12 protein-coding genes are annotated in these 17,844 nt (G+C 70.6%); 6 read left to right on the top strand and 6 right to left on the bottom strand.

Annotation, left to right across the window (positions count from 1 at the left end; all coding sequences use genetic code 11):
• Nucleotides 1-140 precede the first annotated feature (140 nt).
• The 3 genes from acs to HNR19_RS00190 form a co-directional block, all read right to left on the bottom strand.
• Nucleotides 141-2,111, bottom strand: coding sequence for an acetate--CoA ligase (gene acs, locus HNR19_RS00180; protein ID WP_179665998.1), 1,971 nt, complete (start codon nucleotides 2,109-2,111; stop codon nucleotides 141-143).
• Between the two features lie 79 nt (nucleotides 2,112-2,190).
• Complete coding sequence (locus HNR19_RS00185) at nucleotides 2,191-3,840, bottom strand: solute symporter family protein (protein WP_179665999.1); 1,650 nt, start codon at nucleotides 3,838-3,840, stop codon at nucleotides 2,191-2,193.
• Complete coding sequence (locus HNR19_RS00190; RefSeq protein WP_343046974.1) at nucleotides 3,840-4,217, bottom strand: DUF485 domain-containing protein; 378 nt, start codon at nucleotides 4,215-4,217, stop codon at nucleotides 3,840-3,842. Before HNR19_RS00190 ends, HNR19_RS00185 begins: the two co-directional genes overlap by 1 nt.
• A 254-nt stretch (nucleotides 4,218-4,471) precedes the next feature.
• Between HNR19_RS00190 and HNR19_RS00195 the strand changes: the two genes are divergently transcribed.
• The 4 genes from HNR19_RS00195 to HNR19_RS00210 are packed head-to-tail and all read left to right on the top strand — an operon-like array spanning nucleotide 4,472 to nucleotide 12,003.
• Nucleotides 4,472-5,932: a pyridoxal-dependent decarboxylase gene (locus HNR19_RS00195; RefSeq protein WP_179666000.1), complete on the top strand. Its 1,461-nt coding sequence runs from the start codon at nucleotides 4,472-4,474 to the stop codon at nucleotides 5,930-5,932.
• Nucleotides 5,929-7,293 carry a lysine N(6)-hydroxylase/L-ornithine N(5)-oxygenase family protein gene (locus tag HNR19_RS00200; RefSeq protein WP_179666001.1) on the top strand — a complete coding sequence of 455 codons (1,365 nt, stop codon included), beginning with the start codon at nucleotides 5,929-5,931 and terminating at the stop codon, nucleotides 7,291-7,293. The genes HNR19_RS00195 and HNR19_RS00200 overlap by 4 nt, the downstream gene beginning before the upstream one ends.
• A gap of 13 nt (nucleotides 7,294-7,306) precedes the next feature.
• Nucleotides 7,307-9,580 (top strand): GNAT family N-acetyltransferase, encoded by a 2,274-nt coding sequence (locus HNR19_RS00205; protein ID WP_343046975.1) that lies wholly within the window; start codon nucleotides 7,307-7,309, stop codon nucleotides 9,578-9,580.
• Complete coding sequence (locus HNR19_RS00210; RefSeq protein WP_179666002.1) at nucleotides 9,577-12,003, top strand: GNAT family N-acetyltransferase; 2,427 nt, start codon at nucleotides 9,577-9,579, stop codon at nucleotides 12,001-12,003. Before HNR19_RS00205 ends, HNR19_RS00210 begins: the two co-directional genes overlap by 4 nt.
• Before the next feature lie 6 nt (nucleotides 12,004-12,009).
• Here the strand turns inward: HNR19_RS00210 and HNR19_RS00215 are convergent, their stop codons facing one another.
• The 3 genes from HNR19_RS00215 to HNR19_RS00225 form a co-directional block, all read right to left on the bottom strand.
• Nucleotides 12,010-12,279, bottom strand: coding sequence for a hypothetical protein (locus HNR19_RS00215; RefSeq protein WP_179666003.1), 270 nt, complete (start codon nucleotides 12,277-12,279; stop codon nucleotides 12,010-12,012).
• Nucleotides 12,280-12,310: 31 nt separating this feature from the next.
• Nucleotides 12,311-12,832 carry a GrpB family protein gene (locus tag HNR19_RS00220; RefSeq protein WP_179666004.1) on the bottom strand — a complete coding sequence of 174 codons (522 nt, stop codon included), beginning with the start codon at nucleotides 12,830-12,832 and terminating at the stop codon, nucleotides 12,311-12,313.
• 84 nt (nucleotides 12,833-12,916) lie between these two features.
• Nucleotides 12,917-14,338 carry an HNH endonuclease signature motif containing protein gene (locus tag HNR19_RS00225; RefSeq protein WP_179666005.1) on the bottom strand — a complete coding sequence of 474 codons (1,422 nt, stop codon included), beginning with the start codon at nucleotides 14,336-14,338 and terminating at the stop codon, nucleotides 12,917-12,919.
• 303 nt (nucleotides 14,339-14,641) lie between these two features.
• Here HNR19_RS00225 and HNR19_RS00230 point away from each other — a divergent pair, with 303 nt between their 5' ends.
• Nucleotides 14,642-16,141, top strand: coding sequence for a calcium-binding protein (locus HNR19_RS00230; protein WP_179666006.1), 1,500 nt, complete (start codon nucleotides 14,642-14,644; stop codon nucleotides 16,139-16,141).
• 162 nt (nucleotides 16,142-16,303) lie between these two features.
• A complete protein-coding gene (locus tag HNR19_RS00235) occupies nucleotides 16,304-17,812 on the top strand; it encodes an MFS transporter (RefSeq protein WP_179666007.1) in 1,509 nt (502 codons plus the stop codon).
• The last annotated feature ends 32 nt before the right edge of the window (nucleotides 17,813-17,844 follow it).

A 17,844-nucleotide genomic window follows, 5' to 3' on the forward strand; every position in this document is an offset into this window, starting at 1 on the left:
TCAAGTAAAAACGCAGAGGTCTCGATACGCCCTCGCCTAGCGGCTCGGGCTACTCGACCAACCTGGGCACGGCCGGCCTCAGGCTGGTCGAGTAGTCGGAGCCCCAGGGGCTCCGGCGTATCGAGACCCTTTCCCTGGCGTCAGTCCTCGGTGGAGGTGGCCTGGCCGGCGGAGATGAGATCCATGATCGTGGAGTCCGCGAGCGTCGTGGTGTCGCCGACCTCGCGCTTCTCGGCGACGTCGCGGAGCAGGCGGCGCATGATCTTGCCGGAGCGGGTCTTGGGCAGCTCCGGGACGATCATGATCTGCCGCGGCTTCGCGATCGGGCCGATCTGGGTGCGGACGTGGTCGGAGAGCTCCTTGACGATTTCCGGCCCGCCGTCGCCCGCCTCCTCGCGGAGGATCACGTAGGCCACGACCGCCTGCCCGGTGTCGGGGTCGGTGGCGCCCACGACTGCGGACTCGGCGACCTTGGGGTGGGAGACCAGGGCCGACTCGATCTCGGTGGTCGAGAGCCGGTGGCCGGAGACGTTCATGACGTCATCTACCCGGCCGAGCACCCAGATGTCGCCGTCCTCGTCCTTCTTCGCGCCGTCGCCGGCGAAGTAGTAGCCCTGGGCCTTGAACCGCGACCAGTACGTGTCGACGTAGCGCTGGTCGTCGCCCCAGATGGTGCGCAGCATCGACGGCCACGGCGAGGTCACGACCAGGTAGCCGCCCGAGCCGTTGGGCACCGACCGGCCCTCGTCGTCGACGACGTCGGCGGTGATGCCCGGGATCGGCGTCATCGCCGAGCCCGGCTTGCCGTGGGTCACGCCGGGCAGCGGGCTGATCAGGATCGAGCCGGTCTCGGTCTGCCACCAGGTGTCGACGACCGGGGTCCGGTCGCCACCGACGACGTGGCGGTACCAGACGTAGGCCTCGGGGTTGATGGGCTCGCCGACCGACCCGAGGATCCGCAACGACGACATGTCGAAGCGGTCGGGCACCTCGCTGCCCTGCTTCATGAACGACCGGATCGCGGTCGGCGCGGTGTAGAAGATCGTCACCTTGTAGTCCTGGACGATCTTCCACCAGCGGCCGCGCTCCGGGCTGTCGGGAGTGCCCTCGTAGAGCACCTGCGTCACGCCGTTGGCGAGTGGGCCGTAGACGATGTAGCTGTGGCCGGTGACCCAGCCGATGTCGGCGGTGCACCAGTAGACGTCGGTGTCGGGCTTGAGGTCGAAGACCGCATGGTGGGTGTACGCCGAGCCGGTCAGGTAGCCGCCCGTGGTGTGCAGGATGCCCTTCGGCTTGCCGGTCGTGCCTGAGGTGTACATGACGTAGAGCGGGTGCTCGGAGTCGAACGCCTCCGGGGTGTGCTCGGCCGACGCGCCGTCGACGACGTCGTGCCACCACACGTCCACGTCGTCGTTCCAGGCGACGTCCTGCCCGGTGCGACGTACGACGAGGACCTTCTCGACCACGTCGGTCTTGGTCAGCGCCTCGTCGACCGCCGGCTTGAGCGCCGACGCCGCGCCGCGGCGGTAGCCGCCGTCTGCGGTGACGACGACCTTGGCCTGGCAGTCGTCGAGCCGCGACGCCAGGGCGTCGGCGGAGAAGCCGCCGAACACCACGGTGTGCGGGGCGCCGATGCGCGCGCAGGCGAGCATCGCGACGACGGCCTCGGGGATCATCGGCATGTAGATCGCGACCCGGTCGCCCGCGGCCACGCCGAGGTCGGTCAGGGCGTTGGCCGCCTTGGACACCTCGTCCTTGAGCTCGGCGTAGGTGATGTCGCGGGTGTCGTCGACGGGCTCCCCGACCCAGTGGATCGCGACCTTGTCGCCCTTGCCGGCCTCGACGTGCCGGTCGACGCAGTTGTACGCCGCGTTGAGCTTGCCGCCGACGTACCACTTGGCGAACGGCGGGTTGCTCCAGTCGAGGACCTGGTCCCACTTGGTGTCCCAGCTGAGCCGCTCGGCCTGCTCGGCCCAGAACGCCTCACGGTCCTTGGCGGCGTGCTCGTAGGCATCGGCGGACAGGTTCGCGTTCGCCGCCAGGTCCTCCGGCGGTGCGAACCGCCGCTCCTCGCGGAGGAGGTTGGCGATGGTCTCGTCGGTGCTGCTCACGGGTGTTTCCTTCCGCAGAATGGACCGGGCGGGTGGCTTCCCACACTAGGGCTGCCACCCGCCCGATCACAGGGGTTGATCAGTGCTGGACGGCCTTCTCCGAGCCGGCGCCGGTGAGGGCGCGGACCTCGAGCTCGGTGAACCGCTCGGCGGTCTCGGGCTCGCGGGACGTGATGGTCCCGAGCCAGCCGAGGAAGAAGCCGAGCGGGATCGACACGATGCCCGGGTTCTCCAGCGGGAAGTACGAGATGTCGATGTCGGTCGGCAGCAGCGACAGGTTCTTCCCGGTCACCGGGTGCACGCCCTTGCCGGAGACGGTCGGCGAGAAGATCACCAGGGTCACGCAGGAGATCAGCCCGCCGTAGATGCTCCAGAGCGCACCGCGGGTGTTGAACCGGCGCCAGAACATGTTGTAGACGATCGCCGGCAGGTTGGCCGACGCGGCGACGGCGAAGGCCAGCGCCACGAGGAACGCGATGTTGAGGTTCTGCGCCGGGATGGAGAGCCCGATCGCCACCGCACCGATACCGACCGCTGCGCGGCGCGCCATCTTCAGCTCGTCGCGCTCGGAGGCCTTCCCGTCGCGGAGCACGCTGTTGTAGATGTCGTGCGCGACCGAGGTCGACGAGGCGAGGGTGAGCCCCGCGACCACGGCGAGGATCGTCGCGAACGCGACGGCCGCGATGAACGCCAGCAGGATCGCTCCGCCGGCCGATCCCTCGCCGCCGCCGACGGCCTCGGCGAGCAACGGCGATGCCAGGTTGCCCGTCGACGCGGCGACGTCGGCGAACTTGTCACCGGTCAGCATGGCGGCCGCACCGAAGCCCAGCACCAGCGTGAACAGGTAGAAGACGCCGATCAGCACGATCGCCCACAGCACCGACTTCCGCGCGTCGCGCGAGGTCGGCACCGTGTAGAAGCGGATCAGGATGTGCGGCAGGCCCGCCGTACCGAGCACCAGCGCGAGCCCGAGCGACAGGAAGTTGATCTTCGAGGTCAGGTCCACGCCGTACTGGATGCCGGGCTCGAGGAATGCCGCGGCACCCTGGCTGCCCTCGCGTGCGCCGTAGTTGTCGGCCGCCGTGCCGAGCAGGTCGGAGAGGTTGAAGCCGAACTCCGCCAGCACCAGGACCACGATCAACGCCGAGCCGACCATCAGCAGCACGGCCTTGACGATCTGCACCCAGGTGGTGCCCTTCATGCCGCCGAACGTGACGTAGATGATCATCAGCGCACCGACGCCGAGGATGGTCAGGTTCTTGACCCACTGGTCGTCGACGCCGAGGAGCAGCGAGACCAGCGCGCCCGCGCCGACCATCTGCGCGAGCAGGTAGAAGATCGAGACGGTGACCGTCGAGATCGCGGCCGCCGTGCGCACGGGGCGTTGCTTCATCCGGTAGGCGAGCTGGTCGGCCATCGTGTAGCGACCGGAGTTGCGGAGCATCTCGGCGACGAGGAGCAGCGCGACGAGCCAGGCGACGAGGAACCCGATCGAGTAGAGGAACCCGTCGTAGCCGTTGATGGCGATGGCCCCGGAGATGCCGAGGAACGAGGCGGCGGACATGTAGTCGCCGCCGATCGCGAGACCGTTCTGGATGCCGGAGAAGCCGCGGCCGCCGGCGTAGAAGTCGGCGGCGCCGGCGGTCTGCCGGCTCGCCCACACCGTGATGGCCAGGGTGAGCGCGATGATCGTGAGGAACAGGATGGCGGTGATCACCTGGTGGTCCATCAGCGCGCACCCCCCTGGCGACCCTGGAGCTCGGCGACGTACTGCTCGTCCAGCTCGCGTGCGATCGGGTCGAGCTTGCTGGTCGAATAGCGGCTGTAGAGCCAGGCGATCAGGAACGTCGTCACGAACTGCAGCAGCCCGAAGACGAGCGCGACGTTGATGTTGCCGACCACCTTGGTCGCCATGAAGTCGCCCGCCCAGTTGGACAGGACAACGTAGAGGAGATACCAGCTGAGGAACGCGATCGTCGCCGGGAAGACGAACGCCCGGTAGCGACGACGGAGCTCGGCGAACTCTGCGGTCTCCGCGAGCCGGTCGTAGACGGGATCATGGCGGGCCGCCATGTCGTGCGGTTGATGGCTGGTGTCGTGAGCCACGGGGACCTCCGAGTGGTGAGGGACCGCGCTGTGAGCGCCGTCACTGGCACTTTCACGCTAGGAGTGACGCCGGTCACGGCGGCAGGGGTCGCGCCGGGCTGCGCGCCGAGCGGGGAGGCGCATTCGGTGAGCGGTCGCCGTCGTACGACGAACGGTCGACCGCCCGGTGTGGTCCACGCCACGCGGGCCGCCGGTGACAGCCCTCAGGAGCAAATGGTTAGGTAAGCCTCACCTATCTCGGCGAGGAGCTCCCTGTGTCGCATCCCCCAGTGCACCACGTGTTCCACCCGGACCACGCGGACCACTATGCCCGCGCCATCGGCGCCGGCCTCGAGCATCTGCTCGGCCACCTCCGGCGCGTCCACGGACCGGCGACCGGCACCTCCCCCGAGGAGGCGGCCTCCCGCGTCGCCGCGGTCGACCTCGACTCCCCGCTCGGCGGGATCGACGAGGTGCTGGCCGAGATGTCGCGGCTCTGGCTCGAAGACGCCGTGTGGTTCCACGAGCCGTCGTACGCCGCGCACCTCAACTGCCCGGTGGTCGTGCCCGCGCTGCTTGCCGAGCTGTTCATCGCCGCGGTCAACAGCTCGATGGACACCTTCGACCAGAGCGTCGGCGGGACGTTCATCGAGCGCCGCCTGGTCGAGTGGACGGCGGGCCGGATCGGCTTCGGTGACGGGGCCGACGGCGTGTTCACCAGCGGCGGCAGCCAGTCGAACCTCCAGGCGCTGCTGCTCGCGCGCGGTCGGCTGGAGCGGGTGCCTGCCGGGCGGCTGCGCATCTTCGCCTCGGTCGAGAGCCATTTCTCGGTGCAGAAGTCGGCACGGCTGCTCGGCCTCGGCGACGAGTCGGTCGTCAGCGTGCCGACCGACGGCCGGCACCGGATGGATCCCGAGGCGCTCGAGCGCTCGCTCGCGGCATGCCTCGACCTCGGGCTGCGGCCGATGGCCCTGGTCGCCACCGCCGGGACCACGGACTTCGGCGCCATCGACCCGCTCGCGGCGGTGGCCGACCTCGCGGTCGCCTATGACGCGTGGTTCCACGTCGACGCGGCGTACGGCGGCGGCCTGCTGGTGTCGCCCACCCGGCGCGGCCTGCTCGCCGGCATCGACCGGGCCGACTCGGTCACCGTCGACTATCACAAGACGTTCTTCCAGCCGGTCTCCTCCAGCGCGGTCATCGTGCGTGATCGCGCGACGCTGCGCCCGGTCACCTGGCACGCCGACTACCTCAACCCCAAGGAGGCGACCGATCCCAACCAGGTCGACAAGAGCCTCCAGACCACGCGCCGGTTCGACGCGCTCAAGCTCTGGCTGACGCTGCGCACGATGGGCCCCGAGCTGATCGGGCAGTACGTCGACGCGGTCGTCGACCTGGCCGCGGAGGTGCACGAGGCGCTGCGCCACGAGGCCGACCTCGAGCTCGCGGCGGAGCCCGAGCTGAGCACCCTGGTGTTCCGCTACGTGCCGCCCGGGTTGGAGCTCGACGAGGACCGGCTGGCCGCCCTCAACACCGGCATCCGCGCGGCTCTCTACGACTCCGGCACGGCGATGGTGGCGGCGACGAAGGTCGACGGCCGGCAGTACCTCAAGCTCACCCTCCTCAACCCGATGGCCACCGTCGCCGACATCGTCGGGGTCGTCGACGCCGTGCGGGCGTGCGGCGCCCGGCTGGCGCCTCCGGCGGCCGTCGCGGGCGTGGAGGTGGCGCGATGAGGGTCCACGACTTCGTCGGCATCGGGCTCGGCCCGTTCAACCTCGGCCTCGCGTGCCTGACCGAGCCGCTGCGGGAGAGCGACGGCCTCGACGGGGTCTTTCTCGAGGCCCGCGACCGGTTCGACTGGCACCCGGGCATGCTGCTCGACGACGCAACGCTCCAGGTGCCGTTCCTGGCCGACCTGGTGACGATGGCCGACCCGACGTCGCGCTGGTCGTTCCTCAGCTATCTGAAGGAGAGCGGCAACCTCTACCAGTTCTACATCCGCGAGAGCTTCTACCCGCTGCGCCGGGAGTACGACGACTACTGCCGCTGGGCGGCCGAGCGGCTCGACAGCGTGCGCTTCGGCCAGGCGGTCACGGGTGTCGAGCACGACGGCGCGACGTACGTCGTGAGCACCTCGGCCGGCGACACCTTCCGGGCGCGGCGGCTCGTGGTGGGGATCGGTACGTCGCCGCGCATCCCGGAGGCATTGCGCCCGGTGGTGCCGGAGGTTTCGAGGCTCGTCGCTAGCGCTCCTCGCACCTCAACCACCGGCGGGCCCGTCGCCTGTCACTCGAGTGACTACCTCGTCCGCCGCACGGAGCTGCAACAGCAGAAGACGATCACCGTCGTCGGCAGCGGCCAGAGCGCGGCGGAGGTCTACCACGACCTGCTCGCCGCCTCGCCCGACCACGACTACGAGCTCACCTGGGTCACCCGCAGCCCGAGGTTCTTCCCGATGGAGTACACGAAGCTCACGCTCGAGATGACCTCGCCGGAGTACGCCGCCTACCACCGCGCGCTGCCGATGGCCACGCGCGACCGGCTCGCCCGCGAGCAGCGCCACCTCTACAAGGGCATCAGCGGCGACCTCGTCGACGCGATCTTCGACCTGCACTACCAGCTGCGGGTCACCGGCGACGGCCCGCGCACCACGCTGGTCACCAACACCGAGGTGACCGCGGCGCGCACGACGGACGACGGCTTCGAGCTCGACCTCCACCACGCCGAGACCGACGAGGCGTTCGGCCTCCGGACGGACGGCCTGGTGCTGGCGACCGGCTACGAACCGACGCCGCCCGCCTTCCTCGACGGCGTCTCCGACCGGATCCGCCGCGACGAGCGCGGCCGCTACGACGTCGCTCCCGACTACTCCGTCGATGTCGACGGCGGTGGCATCTTCGTCCAGAACGCCGACGAGCACCTGCACTCGGTGGTCGCTCCCGACCTCGGGATGGGGGCCTACCGCAACTCCGTGATCATCGCCGCGATGCTGGGTCGGGAGGTCTACCCGGTCGAGAAGCGGATCGCCGTGCAGACGTTCGGGGTGCCCGACCACCTGCGCCGTACCCCCGCGGGGGTGAGCGTCGGTGGTTGAGGTGACGACTCGCGTGAGCTACGGAGCCTCGAAGCCGATCACGTTCGAGCCGGTCGACCCCGCCCGCGACGCCGAGCTGCTGCATCGGTGGGTCACCCATCCCCGCTCGGCGTTCTGGATGATGCAGGACGCCACCGTCGAGGCGGTGCGCGAGGAGTACGCCGGGATCGCCGCGAACCCGCGCCACGACGCGTTCCTGGGGTACGTCGACGGCGCGCCGGCGTTCCTGATGGAGACCTACGACCCGCACCACTCGCCGCTGGCGGGCTTCTCCGAGCTGCGGCCGGGCGACCTCGGCATGCACGTGCTGGTCGCGCCGCCCGAGGGGGAGTCGGTGCCCGGGTTCACGACCCGGGTGTTCGGCGCGGTGATGGCTCGCTGCTTCGCCGATCCGTCGGTGCTGCGCGTGGTGGTGGAGCCGGACGTGCGCAACCGTGCGATCCGCGCCAAGAACGTCGCCGCGGGGTTCGTCGAGGTGCGCGAGGTGGCGGTGCCGGGGAAGACGGCGATGCTGTCGATCTGTGCCCGGCAGGACTGGGTGGGCTCCGGTGAGGTCGACCACCTCACCCCCGAGCTTCTCGACCTCGCGCAGCGGCACCTCGTCGCCAAGGCGATCGCGGAGTACGCGCACGAGCGGCTGGTCGCGCCGGCGCCCACCGGCGACGGCCGCTACGCGCTCGAGGTGGGCGCGACGACGTACACGTTCCGCGCCCGCACGCACGCGCTCGAGCACTGGGTGGTCGACCCGGCGTCGATCGAGCCGGCGCCCGACGTACAGGTGTTCATCGCCCAGCTCGCGCCGGTGCTCGGCATTCCCGGCGAGCTGCTGCCGACGTACCTCGAGGAGATCGCCTCCACGCTCGCGTCCGCGGCGTGGAAGCTGCGGCACCGGCGGGTGCCGGTCGCCGACCTCGTCGACGCGGACTACCAGGAGATCGAGGCGGCGATGACCGAGGGGCACCCCGCGTTCGTCGCCAACAACGGGCGGATCGGCTTCGGGCTCGACGACTACCGCGCCTACGCGCCCGAGGCCGGCGCGGCCGTGCGGATGCACTGGGTCGCCGCCCGCCGCGAGCTCACGCGCCTCTCGCTCGCCGCCGACCAGAGCGAGGAGGAGCTGTACGCCGGCGAGCTGACCCCTGGGACGGGCGACGCGTTCCGGGAGCGGCTGACCGGACTCGGGCTCGACCCTGAGGACTACCTGTTCCTGCCTGTGCACCCGTGGCAGTGGCGCAACAAGCTCGCGATCACGTTCGCGCCCGACGTGGCCCGACGCGACCTGGTGCACCTCGGCGAGGGGCCCGACGACCACCGGCCGCAGCAGTCGATCCGCACGTTCTTCAACTCCAGCCGGCCCGAGCGGCACTACGTGAAGACCGCGCTCGCGATCCAGAACATGGGCTTCGTGCGGGGCCTCTCGCCCGCCTACATGGAGGCGACGCCGGCCATCAACGACTGGGTCGCCGACACCGTCCACCGCGATGCGGAGCTGCGATCGTGCGGATTCGAGGTGCTGCGCGAGGTCGCGGCGATCGGCTACACCGGCGACGCGTTCCACCGGCTGGCGGCGCCGTCGCCGTACCGCAAGATGATCGCGGCGCTCTGGCGCGAGAGCCCCGTGCCGCGACTGGCCGAGGGCGAGCGGCTGACGACGATGGCGGCGCTGCTCCACCGCGACGCCGACGGCGACGCGCTCGTCACCGCCTGGATCAAGGCCTCCCCGGTGGACGCCGCGACCTGGGTGCGGTCCTACCTGCGCGCCTACCTGCGGCCGCTCGTCCACTGCCTGCACGCCTACGACCTGGCGTTCATGCCGCACGGCGAGAACCTGGTGTTGCGGATGCGCGACCACGTGCCGGTCGGTGCCTTCATGAAGGACATCGGCGAGGAGGTCGCCGTGATGACGACCGCCGATCGGGTGCCGCTGCCGCCGGAGGTCGAGCGGATCCGCGGCACGTTCCCCGACGACGTCAAGGCGCTCGCGGTGCACACCGACGTGATGGACGGGGTGCTGCGGTTCCTGGCCGCGATCCTCGACGAGGACGGCGTGCTTGCGGGTGAGGAGTTCTGGGGGCTGGTGCGCGAGTGCGTCGAGCAGCACGCGGCCGACCACCCGGAGCTCGCGGAGGCCGCGGCGTCGTACGACCTCCTGCGGCCGCGGTTCCGGCACTCGTGCCTCAACCGGCTCCAGCTGCGCAACACCCTCCAGATGGTCGACCTCGCCGACCAGGCGGAGTCGCTGATCTTCGCGGGCACGCTCGCCAACCCGATCGGCCGACCGTCGTGATCACGCGCGACCGCTGGGGCATCCCGACGGTCACCGGAGCGTCCGTGCTCGAGGTCGCACACGAGCAGGGCCGCGCGATCGCCGAGGACCGCGCGTGGCAGCTGACCGTCGAGCGGCACCGGGCCGAGGGCACCTGCACCGAGCTGTTCGGCGACGCCGCGGCCGAGTGGGACGAGCTGGTCGGGCGCGCCGACCTCGTCGGTACGGCGCAGCGCGCCTACGCGGGGCTCGACGACGAGAGCCGCGCCTTCGTCGACGCCCACGTCGCCGGGCTGAACGAGGTGCTCGAGGAGAAGTGGCGGCCGTGGACGCCGCTGGCCGTCTTCCTCGGGCAGCACGTGGTCTTCTCGGCTTTCCCCGGGAAGCTGTGGAAGCACCACGTGCGGTCGGTGGTCGAGCGCAACGCGGCCCGCGTGGGAGTCGCGGACGGCGAGGTCGATCGCTGGCTCGGGCTGCTGGCGGTGGAGGGCCTGCCGGGCGGCAGCAACGCGGTCGCGGTCGCGGGAACCCTCACCCAGAGCGGGCTCCCGCTCATCGCGGGCGATCCGCACCGGCTGCTGGAAGCGCCGGGCTGCTACGCCCAGGTGCGCCTTGTCTGCACCGATCCCGACGACGCCTTCGACGTTGCCGGCTTCTGCTTCCCCGGCGTGCCGGGGGTGCAGCACTTCGGGCGGGCGGCGCACAGTGACGGGGCTGTCGCGTGGGGGATCACCAACGCCGTCGCGGACGACGAGGACGTCGACCCGGTGACGCTCGAGGTGCGCACGCCGACGCGAGAGCTCGGTGACGCGGGCTTCGCTGCGCTGCTGCCGTTGTTGCGCTCCCGCGCCGCGTCCGACGTGGTGGAGGCGTTCGGCCACTGGGTCTCGCCGGTCAACAACCTGCTGGTCGCCGACTCCGCCGGCGGCGTCGAGCACCACGTGGTCGGCCGGGTGCCGGCGCGCGATCGCGAGGGTGGGTGGATGGGCTGGGTCGACCCGCTCCCGCGCCGCAACGGCGACGTGCTGGTCACGGCCAACGATCGCGCCGACGCCTCGTGGGCGGCCATCGGCAGCGACTTCGCCCCGCCGCACCGCGCGCACCGGATCGCCGAGCTCGTCCAGGACCTGGCCGACGAGGGGCCGATCGCTGCGTCCTCGCTGAGCTGGGTGCTCGCCGACGTACGTCAGGTGGCGGGCGCGTCCCTCCTCGACACCGTGGCCGGGCTCGACCCGGCGGCGCTGCCGGAGAAGGCCCGCGCGGCGCGGGAGCGCGTTCTCGCCTGGGCCCGGGAGATGGCGGTCGGTAGCGCCGAGGCTGCTCTGTTCGCCGCCTTGCGCGAGGGCGTCGTCGACCGGATCGCCGAGGCTCCCCTGCTGATCGGGGCCGACGCGTGCCCGCACGGTGACCTGCTGGCGCCGTGGTTCGACCTCCGCGCCCGGCTGCGGCTCTGCCTGCCGGCGCTCCTGAAGGCGGGCCGCGACGGCGCGCGCCCGTTCGGCGCCGACCCCGTGGCGGCGGTGGCGTCGGCGCTCGAGGACGTCGCGGCGGCGGACCCGGGCTCCTGGGGGCAGAGCCACCTCGCCTGGCCGCTGACCCCGCACGAGCAGTTCGGGCTCGAGCCGCCGTCTGGAGCCCGGCCGCCCGCCGTCGCGCTGCCCGGCGACGACGACTGCGTGTTCGCTGCCCGCGCGGCCGGCGGCACGGGGGTGGCGGTGCACGGCCCGGTCGCCCGCTACGTCTGGGACCTCTCCCCGTCCAACGACAGCCTCTGGGTCGTCCCGCTCGGCGCGTCCGGCGACCCGGGATCGCCGCACCACCACGACCAGCAGGCGACCTGGGCCATGGGCGGGCAGGTGCGGGTCCACAACCCGCACCTGCTCACGCGGGGCGCGGTCGTCGTACGGCCGACGGACCCCTACGGCGACGCCGCGGCCCTGCACGCCTGGACCACGGCGGAGCGGGCGCGGTTCTGGGGCATGCGCGGCCTCACGGTCGAGGAGGTGGCCGGCATCTACTCCTGGATCGACGCGCAGCCCCACCTCACGGCCAACGCGCTCGAAGTGGACGGCGAGGCCGTCGGCATCCTCCAGACCTACGACCCGTTCGTCGACGAGATCGGCCGCTTCTACGACCGCCGCCCGGGCGACGTCGGCATCCACCTCCTGCTGGACGACGGTCCGGCCCGGCGTGGCCGGACCACCGAGGTGGTCGCTGCCGGGCTGGCCTTCGCCGCCGGGATCCCCGGCATGCGGCGGTTGGTGTTCGAGCCCGACGCCCGCAACCAGGCCTCGGTCGCCCTGCTCGACCGGCTCGGCGCGGAGCGCGGCCCGCTGGTCGAGCTCAAGACGTCGGTCAGCGAGAAGCCCGCGCAGTTCTTCTTCCTCGGCATCGAGGCCGTGCGACGGCTCGTCGAGCGGGAGGCGGCGTCGGTGCCGCAGTGAGCGCGGTCAGGCCTGGTCGTCGTCCTCCAGGACACGCACCGTGTACTCCGAAGGCATCGGAGCGACTGCGCCGTTGAGGACGAGGAGAACGTGCAGCGCGCTGGCGAACGCCCCAAGAGCGATGAAGCCGGGCTCCTCGGTCACGAACACCACCACTGCGGCGATCAGGGGCCATATGAAGAGGATGCCGAGCACCTTCCCGGCGACGCGGACGAGCCACGTCGCGAGATCGGTGTTGTGGATCATCTGCGCGAGAGCTGGGTTGTTCTCCTTCACGCGCCGACAGTAAGCGTCGCGCAGTCACGCGCTATGGGTTGGTACCGAGGACTCGTGCTACGAAGGCCGCCTTGGCCGCGGTGTACGCCGGCCGGTCGCCGGCGTGTTCGCGCAGGAGTCGCCATTTGAGGTCCCGATATTCACGTCGAAGCGCTGCATCAGATCTGAGTGCATCCCGGAACCGCAGGCGGAGTCGCGACTCAGCCGTGTCGACTTCGATCAATGACAAGTAATGGGTTCGCAGCTTTTCAGGCCCTTTCGGGAGGAAGACCCTGCGGTCGTACACGCGCTCGGCCATGTAGGTGTACCCATGCTCGACGAGTAGGGGAACCACGGCCGACCAACCATCGAACGACGGCAGCGACGCCTGCATGTCGATGATCGGTTTAGCGTCGAGACCTGGGACCGATGTGCTTCCGATGTGCTCGACCTCAAGAATGCCCGGCACATTCGCTAGGAGCTTGGATCGCTCACGCTCGAACGAGCGAGGCCACTCCGCGCTGTACGGGCGGAGCTCCAACGCTCCGCGTGCCAGGCCCACGGGGTGGTCCACGTAACGAATCCTAGGCCGCCGCCGGCCCAAGCCAGTCGACGAGCGCGATGCGGGCCTCAGCGCCCGACCGGGAATCCAATCAACTCACGCGGCGCGGCCGGGAGGTTTGGCTCGGGCGGGGGTGAAGGACCATCGGTTGCTGGTGTCGATGGGTGGTGGGGGTGTCCACACGGGTTTTCCGGTGTCGTCGTCGATGGCGACGGTCCAGGGGGTGTGGTGGATGGCGGTGTGGTGTTTGCGGCACAACAGGATGAGGTTGTGCAGGGCGGTGGTGCCGCCGTCGGCCCAGTGGTGGATGTGGTGGGCGTCGCAGGCGATGGGGAGGCGGTTGCAGCCGGGGAAGGCGCAGTGTCGGTCGCGGAGGACGAGGGCGTTCCAGATGGCGGTGGGGACGGTGCGGGTGGTGCGGCCGATGTCGAGGATCTGCCCGGGGGTGCCGAGGATGGTGGGGATGATCTCGGCGTCGCAGGCCAGGCGTCGTACCGCGGCTGCGGAGAGCCGGTCGCCGGAGGGCAGGAGCCCGTCGGTGTCGATGTGCTTGTCGAGGTGCCCGGTCTCGGTGAGGCGGGTGGTCAACGCGTCGAGAGATGTGGTGATGGTGATCCGGGCAGAAGTGCCGTGGGCGTGGGGTAGTGAGTCGGTGGCTTGGAGGCGGCGGGCTGCTTCGACGAGGGCGTCGAAGAGGCGGGCGCCGGACTCGCGGGGATCCTTCCCGTCGTGGCGGCAGTCGGGGTCGGGACACCCGTGGGTGATGGCCTGCCCGGTGACGGGGTCGCGCCATTTCTTGGCGTCGGGTTCGCCGCCGCAGGCGCCGGGCTCGGTGGTGATCGGCGCGGCCAGCGGCATGAGGGCGGTTTTGACGAGCTCGGTGTCCTCGGCGGTGCCGTAGCCCTTGATCTTGTAGCCGCCGAGCTTGTCCTTGGTGAAGGTGAGGAACCGGGCGCGGTGGGCGGAGCGTTCGGCCTTGTCCTTCTCGGTGTCCCACGCCAGGAGGGTGCCGTCGGGGTCGAGGTCGTGGATCACGTCGGTGATGTCGTGGTCGAGGTCGGTGGCATCACGCTGCTCACCGACGGCCAGCTCGAGCAGCTTGCCGGCGGCGGCCTGCCGGAGGTCGTCGACGTGGGGGAGTTTCGCCACGTTGGACCCGATCACGCTGGCTTGGGCCAGGGACACCTCCCCGTTGGTCATCGCCTCCCGCACGTGGGGGAGGTCGGCGGTCTGCTTGGCCACGCGCAGGTAGGTCGCGCCGGCGCCTTTGTGGCCGCCCAGGAGATGGGTGAGGAAGTCCTTGGTCGTGGCCCAGCCCAGCTTGTCGGCGGCGCCGGTGGCTTCCAGCTGCTCGGCGACCTCGACCAGGGCCGCGTCGGCGTACGCGCGGATCTTCGCGATCGCCACCGCGGCCTCAGGAAGCAGGGAGTCCTCGACCTGGTCCCACTGCCCGCCGGCGAGGTCCGCGCACGCCTGGACCGCGGTTGCGGCCGTGTCGAGCGCGGTGGTGGCGGTCATGCGCTCATCCTATCGAACAAATGTTCGAGAGACAAGAGTGATAGCCACCGAAGTGAGGGAATTTCTCCGGCTGCATGACGCCCGACAAGCGACCGCGACGAACCGACCACCTCGCTCGTGCCCAGCCGCTTGAACCGCAACCACAGGAGACCTCACAGCCGACCGCCGGAGGTTTCGAGGCTCCTCGCTGCGCTCGTCGCACCTCAACCACCGGCGGCACCTCAACCACCGGCGGCGCCCCACCCGCCGGCAGCACCAGCGAGCGACAAGCGCAGCACCAGCGGCCGCGCCGAGTATCGGCACATGACCGCAACCCCTCTCACCGCGCTCCGCCCCGCCCGACTCGCGGCAGCCATCGTCGCCGCGCTCGCACTCCTCGCTCCGGCGGGCCTCCACGTCGCTGCCGACGCCCGCCCCGCGCCGAAGTGCGGGGGCAAGACCGTGACGATCGTCGGCACCGATCGGTCCGAGACGATCCGCGGCACCGACGGCGACGACGTGATCCTCGCGCGTGGCGGCAAGGACAAGGTCCTCGGCCACGGTGGCACCGACCACGTCTGCGGCGGCGCCGGCAACGACCGGATCATCGCCGGCAACGACGACGGGGGCTACTACGACGGGGAGGGCGGCGCCGACGTCGTCGTGGGGCGCGGCGATCACGCCGTGCTCGAAGGCGGTCCCGGGCCCGACGTCCTGTCCACGACGAGGGACGGCAGCCTCTTGGTCGGTGGTGGCGGCGACGACACGATCATCGGCGGCGACCACAGTGACAATATCCGGGCCGGCGCAGGTGACGACCACGTCGAGGCCGGAGGGGACAACGACCTCGACGTCGACGGTGGACCCGGTGACGACGAGGTGGACGGCGGCCCCGGCAGCGACCTGATCCGCGGCGGAGACGGAAACGACACGCTTCGTCCCGGCGGCGGAGCCGGCGGCTTCGCCCACGGAGAGGCGGGCGACGACACCCTCGTCGCCGGCGACGCGGGGCAGGGACTGTCCGGCGGATCGGGCGACGATCATCTCGAGACACGGTTCGAGGGCACCTTGCTCGAGGGCAACGCCGGCAACGACTGGATCTTGGGGTCGGACTTCGAAGACCACATCGACGGTGGTTCCGGCGACGACAACCTCTTCGGCGAGGGTGGCGACGACCTCGATCTCGAGGGCGGTGACGGTGCGGACGGCTGCGTCGGCGGCGCGGGTCGGGACCGCTGCGACGGCGGTTCGCCGGGCACGACCGCCAACACTCCCGAGGACCCCGATACCTGCGAGGCCGAGGTGAAGGTCTCCTGCCGGGGCTCCCTGCTCCCGCAGCGCTACCAGCTGCACCTCGAAGGCACCCGGACGCGGGTGCACGACGACTCCGCCATGAGCGCTCACTGGGAGGCCACGATGATCCTCGTCCGGGTCGGCAACCCGGACACCTCGGCGCTCTGGCAGTACGAGTCCGGCCACGGCACGTTCGAGGTGAGCGGTCATTACGCCTCCTGCACCTACACCCACGAGGGCACCCTGGACAGCGGGTTCTCGGCCGACCTCGGCATGGTCGTCCCCGCTCGCGAGCAGTACTGGCTCGACGTCGTCGTCGGCGGTGAGGGCCTGCGGTCAGCGACCTGCGCCGGCGGGTCGCACCAGGAGATCGAGACGTTCCAGGAGTGGGCCGCGACCAACGGTGGCCCCGACCCGATCCCGCTCGACCCGACCCAGCGCACGATCATCGGCAGCTGGGAGGTCGACGGTCCCAACGAGGACCTCGACGTCGACTGGGTGATCACGCCCCTCGGCGACGACCCGCAGTGAGCCGACCAGTCAGCCGGGCAGACAGCCGGGCAGTGAGCCGGTGAGGATCGTGAGCGCGTGAGGACAAGTTGACGCAAGGGCGACTCACGGCCGTAACACGACGAAACGTGCGCCGCACACGATCGGAGCTACCAGAACCGATCCGTGCCACGAGGAGTCGTCATGACCGTCACCAACCCGAGCAGCGACAGCGTCGTCGCGCCCCCGAGCGACGTCGCCGTCGCCGAGAAGCGCAAGGCCGGCCGCTGGATCTCGGACTGGCGACCCGAGGACGAGCAGTTTTGGACCGAGGGCGGCGCGAAGGTCGCCAAGCGCAACCTCGTCTGGTCCATCTTCGCCGAGCACCTCGGCTTCTCCGTGTGGCTGATCTGGTCGGTGTCGTCGGCGTTCCTGGTCGCGCAGGGCTTCTCGTTCACTCCGCAGCAGCTGTTCTTCCTGGTCGCGATCCCCAACCTGGTCGGCGCGCTGATCCGGATCCCCTACACGCTGGCGGTCGGCAAGTTCGGCGGTCGCAACTGGACCATGATCAGCGCCGGCCTGCTGCTGATCCCGACACTCGGGTTCGCCTGGGCGGTGACCAACCCGGGTACGCCGTACTGGGCCTTCTGCCTGATCGCGGCGACCGCCGGCTTCGGTGGCGGCAACTTCGCCAGCTCGATGGCCAACATCAACTTCTTCTACCCTGCCCGCCTCAAGGGCGCCGCGCTCGGTCTCAACGCCGCCGGCGGCAACCTCGGCGTGTCGATCATCCAGTTCGCGCTGCCCGTGATCGTCGGTGGCGCCGGCATCTTCGGCCTGGTCAAGGCCAGCGAGGGCGGCATCCACCTCGAGCGCGCCGCCTGGGTGTACGCCGGTCTGGCGGTCGCCGCGGTGGTTGCCGCGTTCTTCTTCATGGACAACCTCGAGGGCGCGAAGACCGACACCAAGTCGCAGCTCGCCGTCGTGAAGCACCGCCACACGTGGGTCATGGCGTTCCTCTACATCGGCACGTTCGGCTCGTTCATCGGCTACTCCGCCGCGATGCCCCTGCTGATCAAGCTCAACTTCTGGCACCAGCCCTCGCCCGACGTCGTCGGCACCGGCATCAACTTCGCGTTCTACGCCTTCCTCGGCGCCCTCGTCGGCTCCCTGTCGCGCCCGCTCGGTGGCTATCTCGCTGACAAGTACGGCGGTGCGCGGGTCACCGTGGTGGCGTTCTGTGGCCTGATGACGGGGACGCTCGGCATCGTGCTCACGCTGGGCCAGCTCGTGCCGGCGACGTCGGCCGCCGCCGTCGAGGCGAACGGCGACAAGTTCGCGCAGTTCCTCGGGATCTTCGTCTTCGTGTTCTTCTGCACCGGCATCGGCAACGGCTCGACGTACAAGATGATCCCGGCAATCTTCCGCAAGGACGCGATGCGCGACACCGCCGAGGGCTCGCCGGAGCGGGAGCTGGCGCTGCACGAGGGCACGAAGCTCTCCTCCGCCGCGGTCGGCATCATCGGCGCGGTCGGCGCGATCGGCGGGTTCCTGATCCCGATCTCGTTCAACAGCCCGTGGGTGACCGAGCCGCTGGCCGCGACCAAGGCCGCGTTCTGGATCTTCACCGCCTTCTACGTCGTGTGCGCAGCGGTGACGTTCGCCGTCTACCTGAAGAAGCGCAGGACCGACAGCGGGTACGTCGGCGTCTGAGCCTGCCGGTTCGGCGCGCCAACCCTGCCGGT

The sequence above is a fragment of the Nocardioides thalensis genome, assembly GCF_013410655.1.
Lineage (GTDB): Bacteria > Actinomycetota > Actinomycetes > Propionibacteriales > Nocardioidaceae > Nocardioides > Nocardioides thalensis.

Coding starts and splice junctions, on each gene's coding strand:
- HNR19_RS00200 (WP_179666001.1), top strand. CDS start 5,929: ATGAGGGTCCACGACTTCGTCGGCATCGGGCTCGGCCCGTTCAACCTC.
- HNR19_RS00235 (WP_179666007.1), top strand. CDS start 16,304: ATGACCGTCACCAACCCGAGCAGCGACAGCGTCGTCGCGCCCCCGAGC.
- HNR19_RS00225 (WP_179666005.1), bottom strand. CDS start 14,338: ATGACCGCCACCACCGCGCTCGACACGGCCGCAACCGCGGTCCAGGCG.
- HNR19_RS00230 (WP_179666006.1), top strand. CDS start 14,642: ATGACCGCAACCCCTCTCACCGCGCTCCGCCCCGCCCGACTCGCGGCA.
- HNR19_RS00185 (WP_179665999.1), bottom strand. CDS start 3,840: ATGGACCACCAGGTGATCACCGCCATCCTGTTCCTCACGATCATCGCG.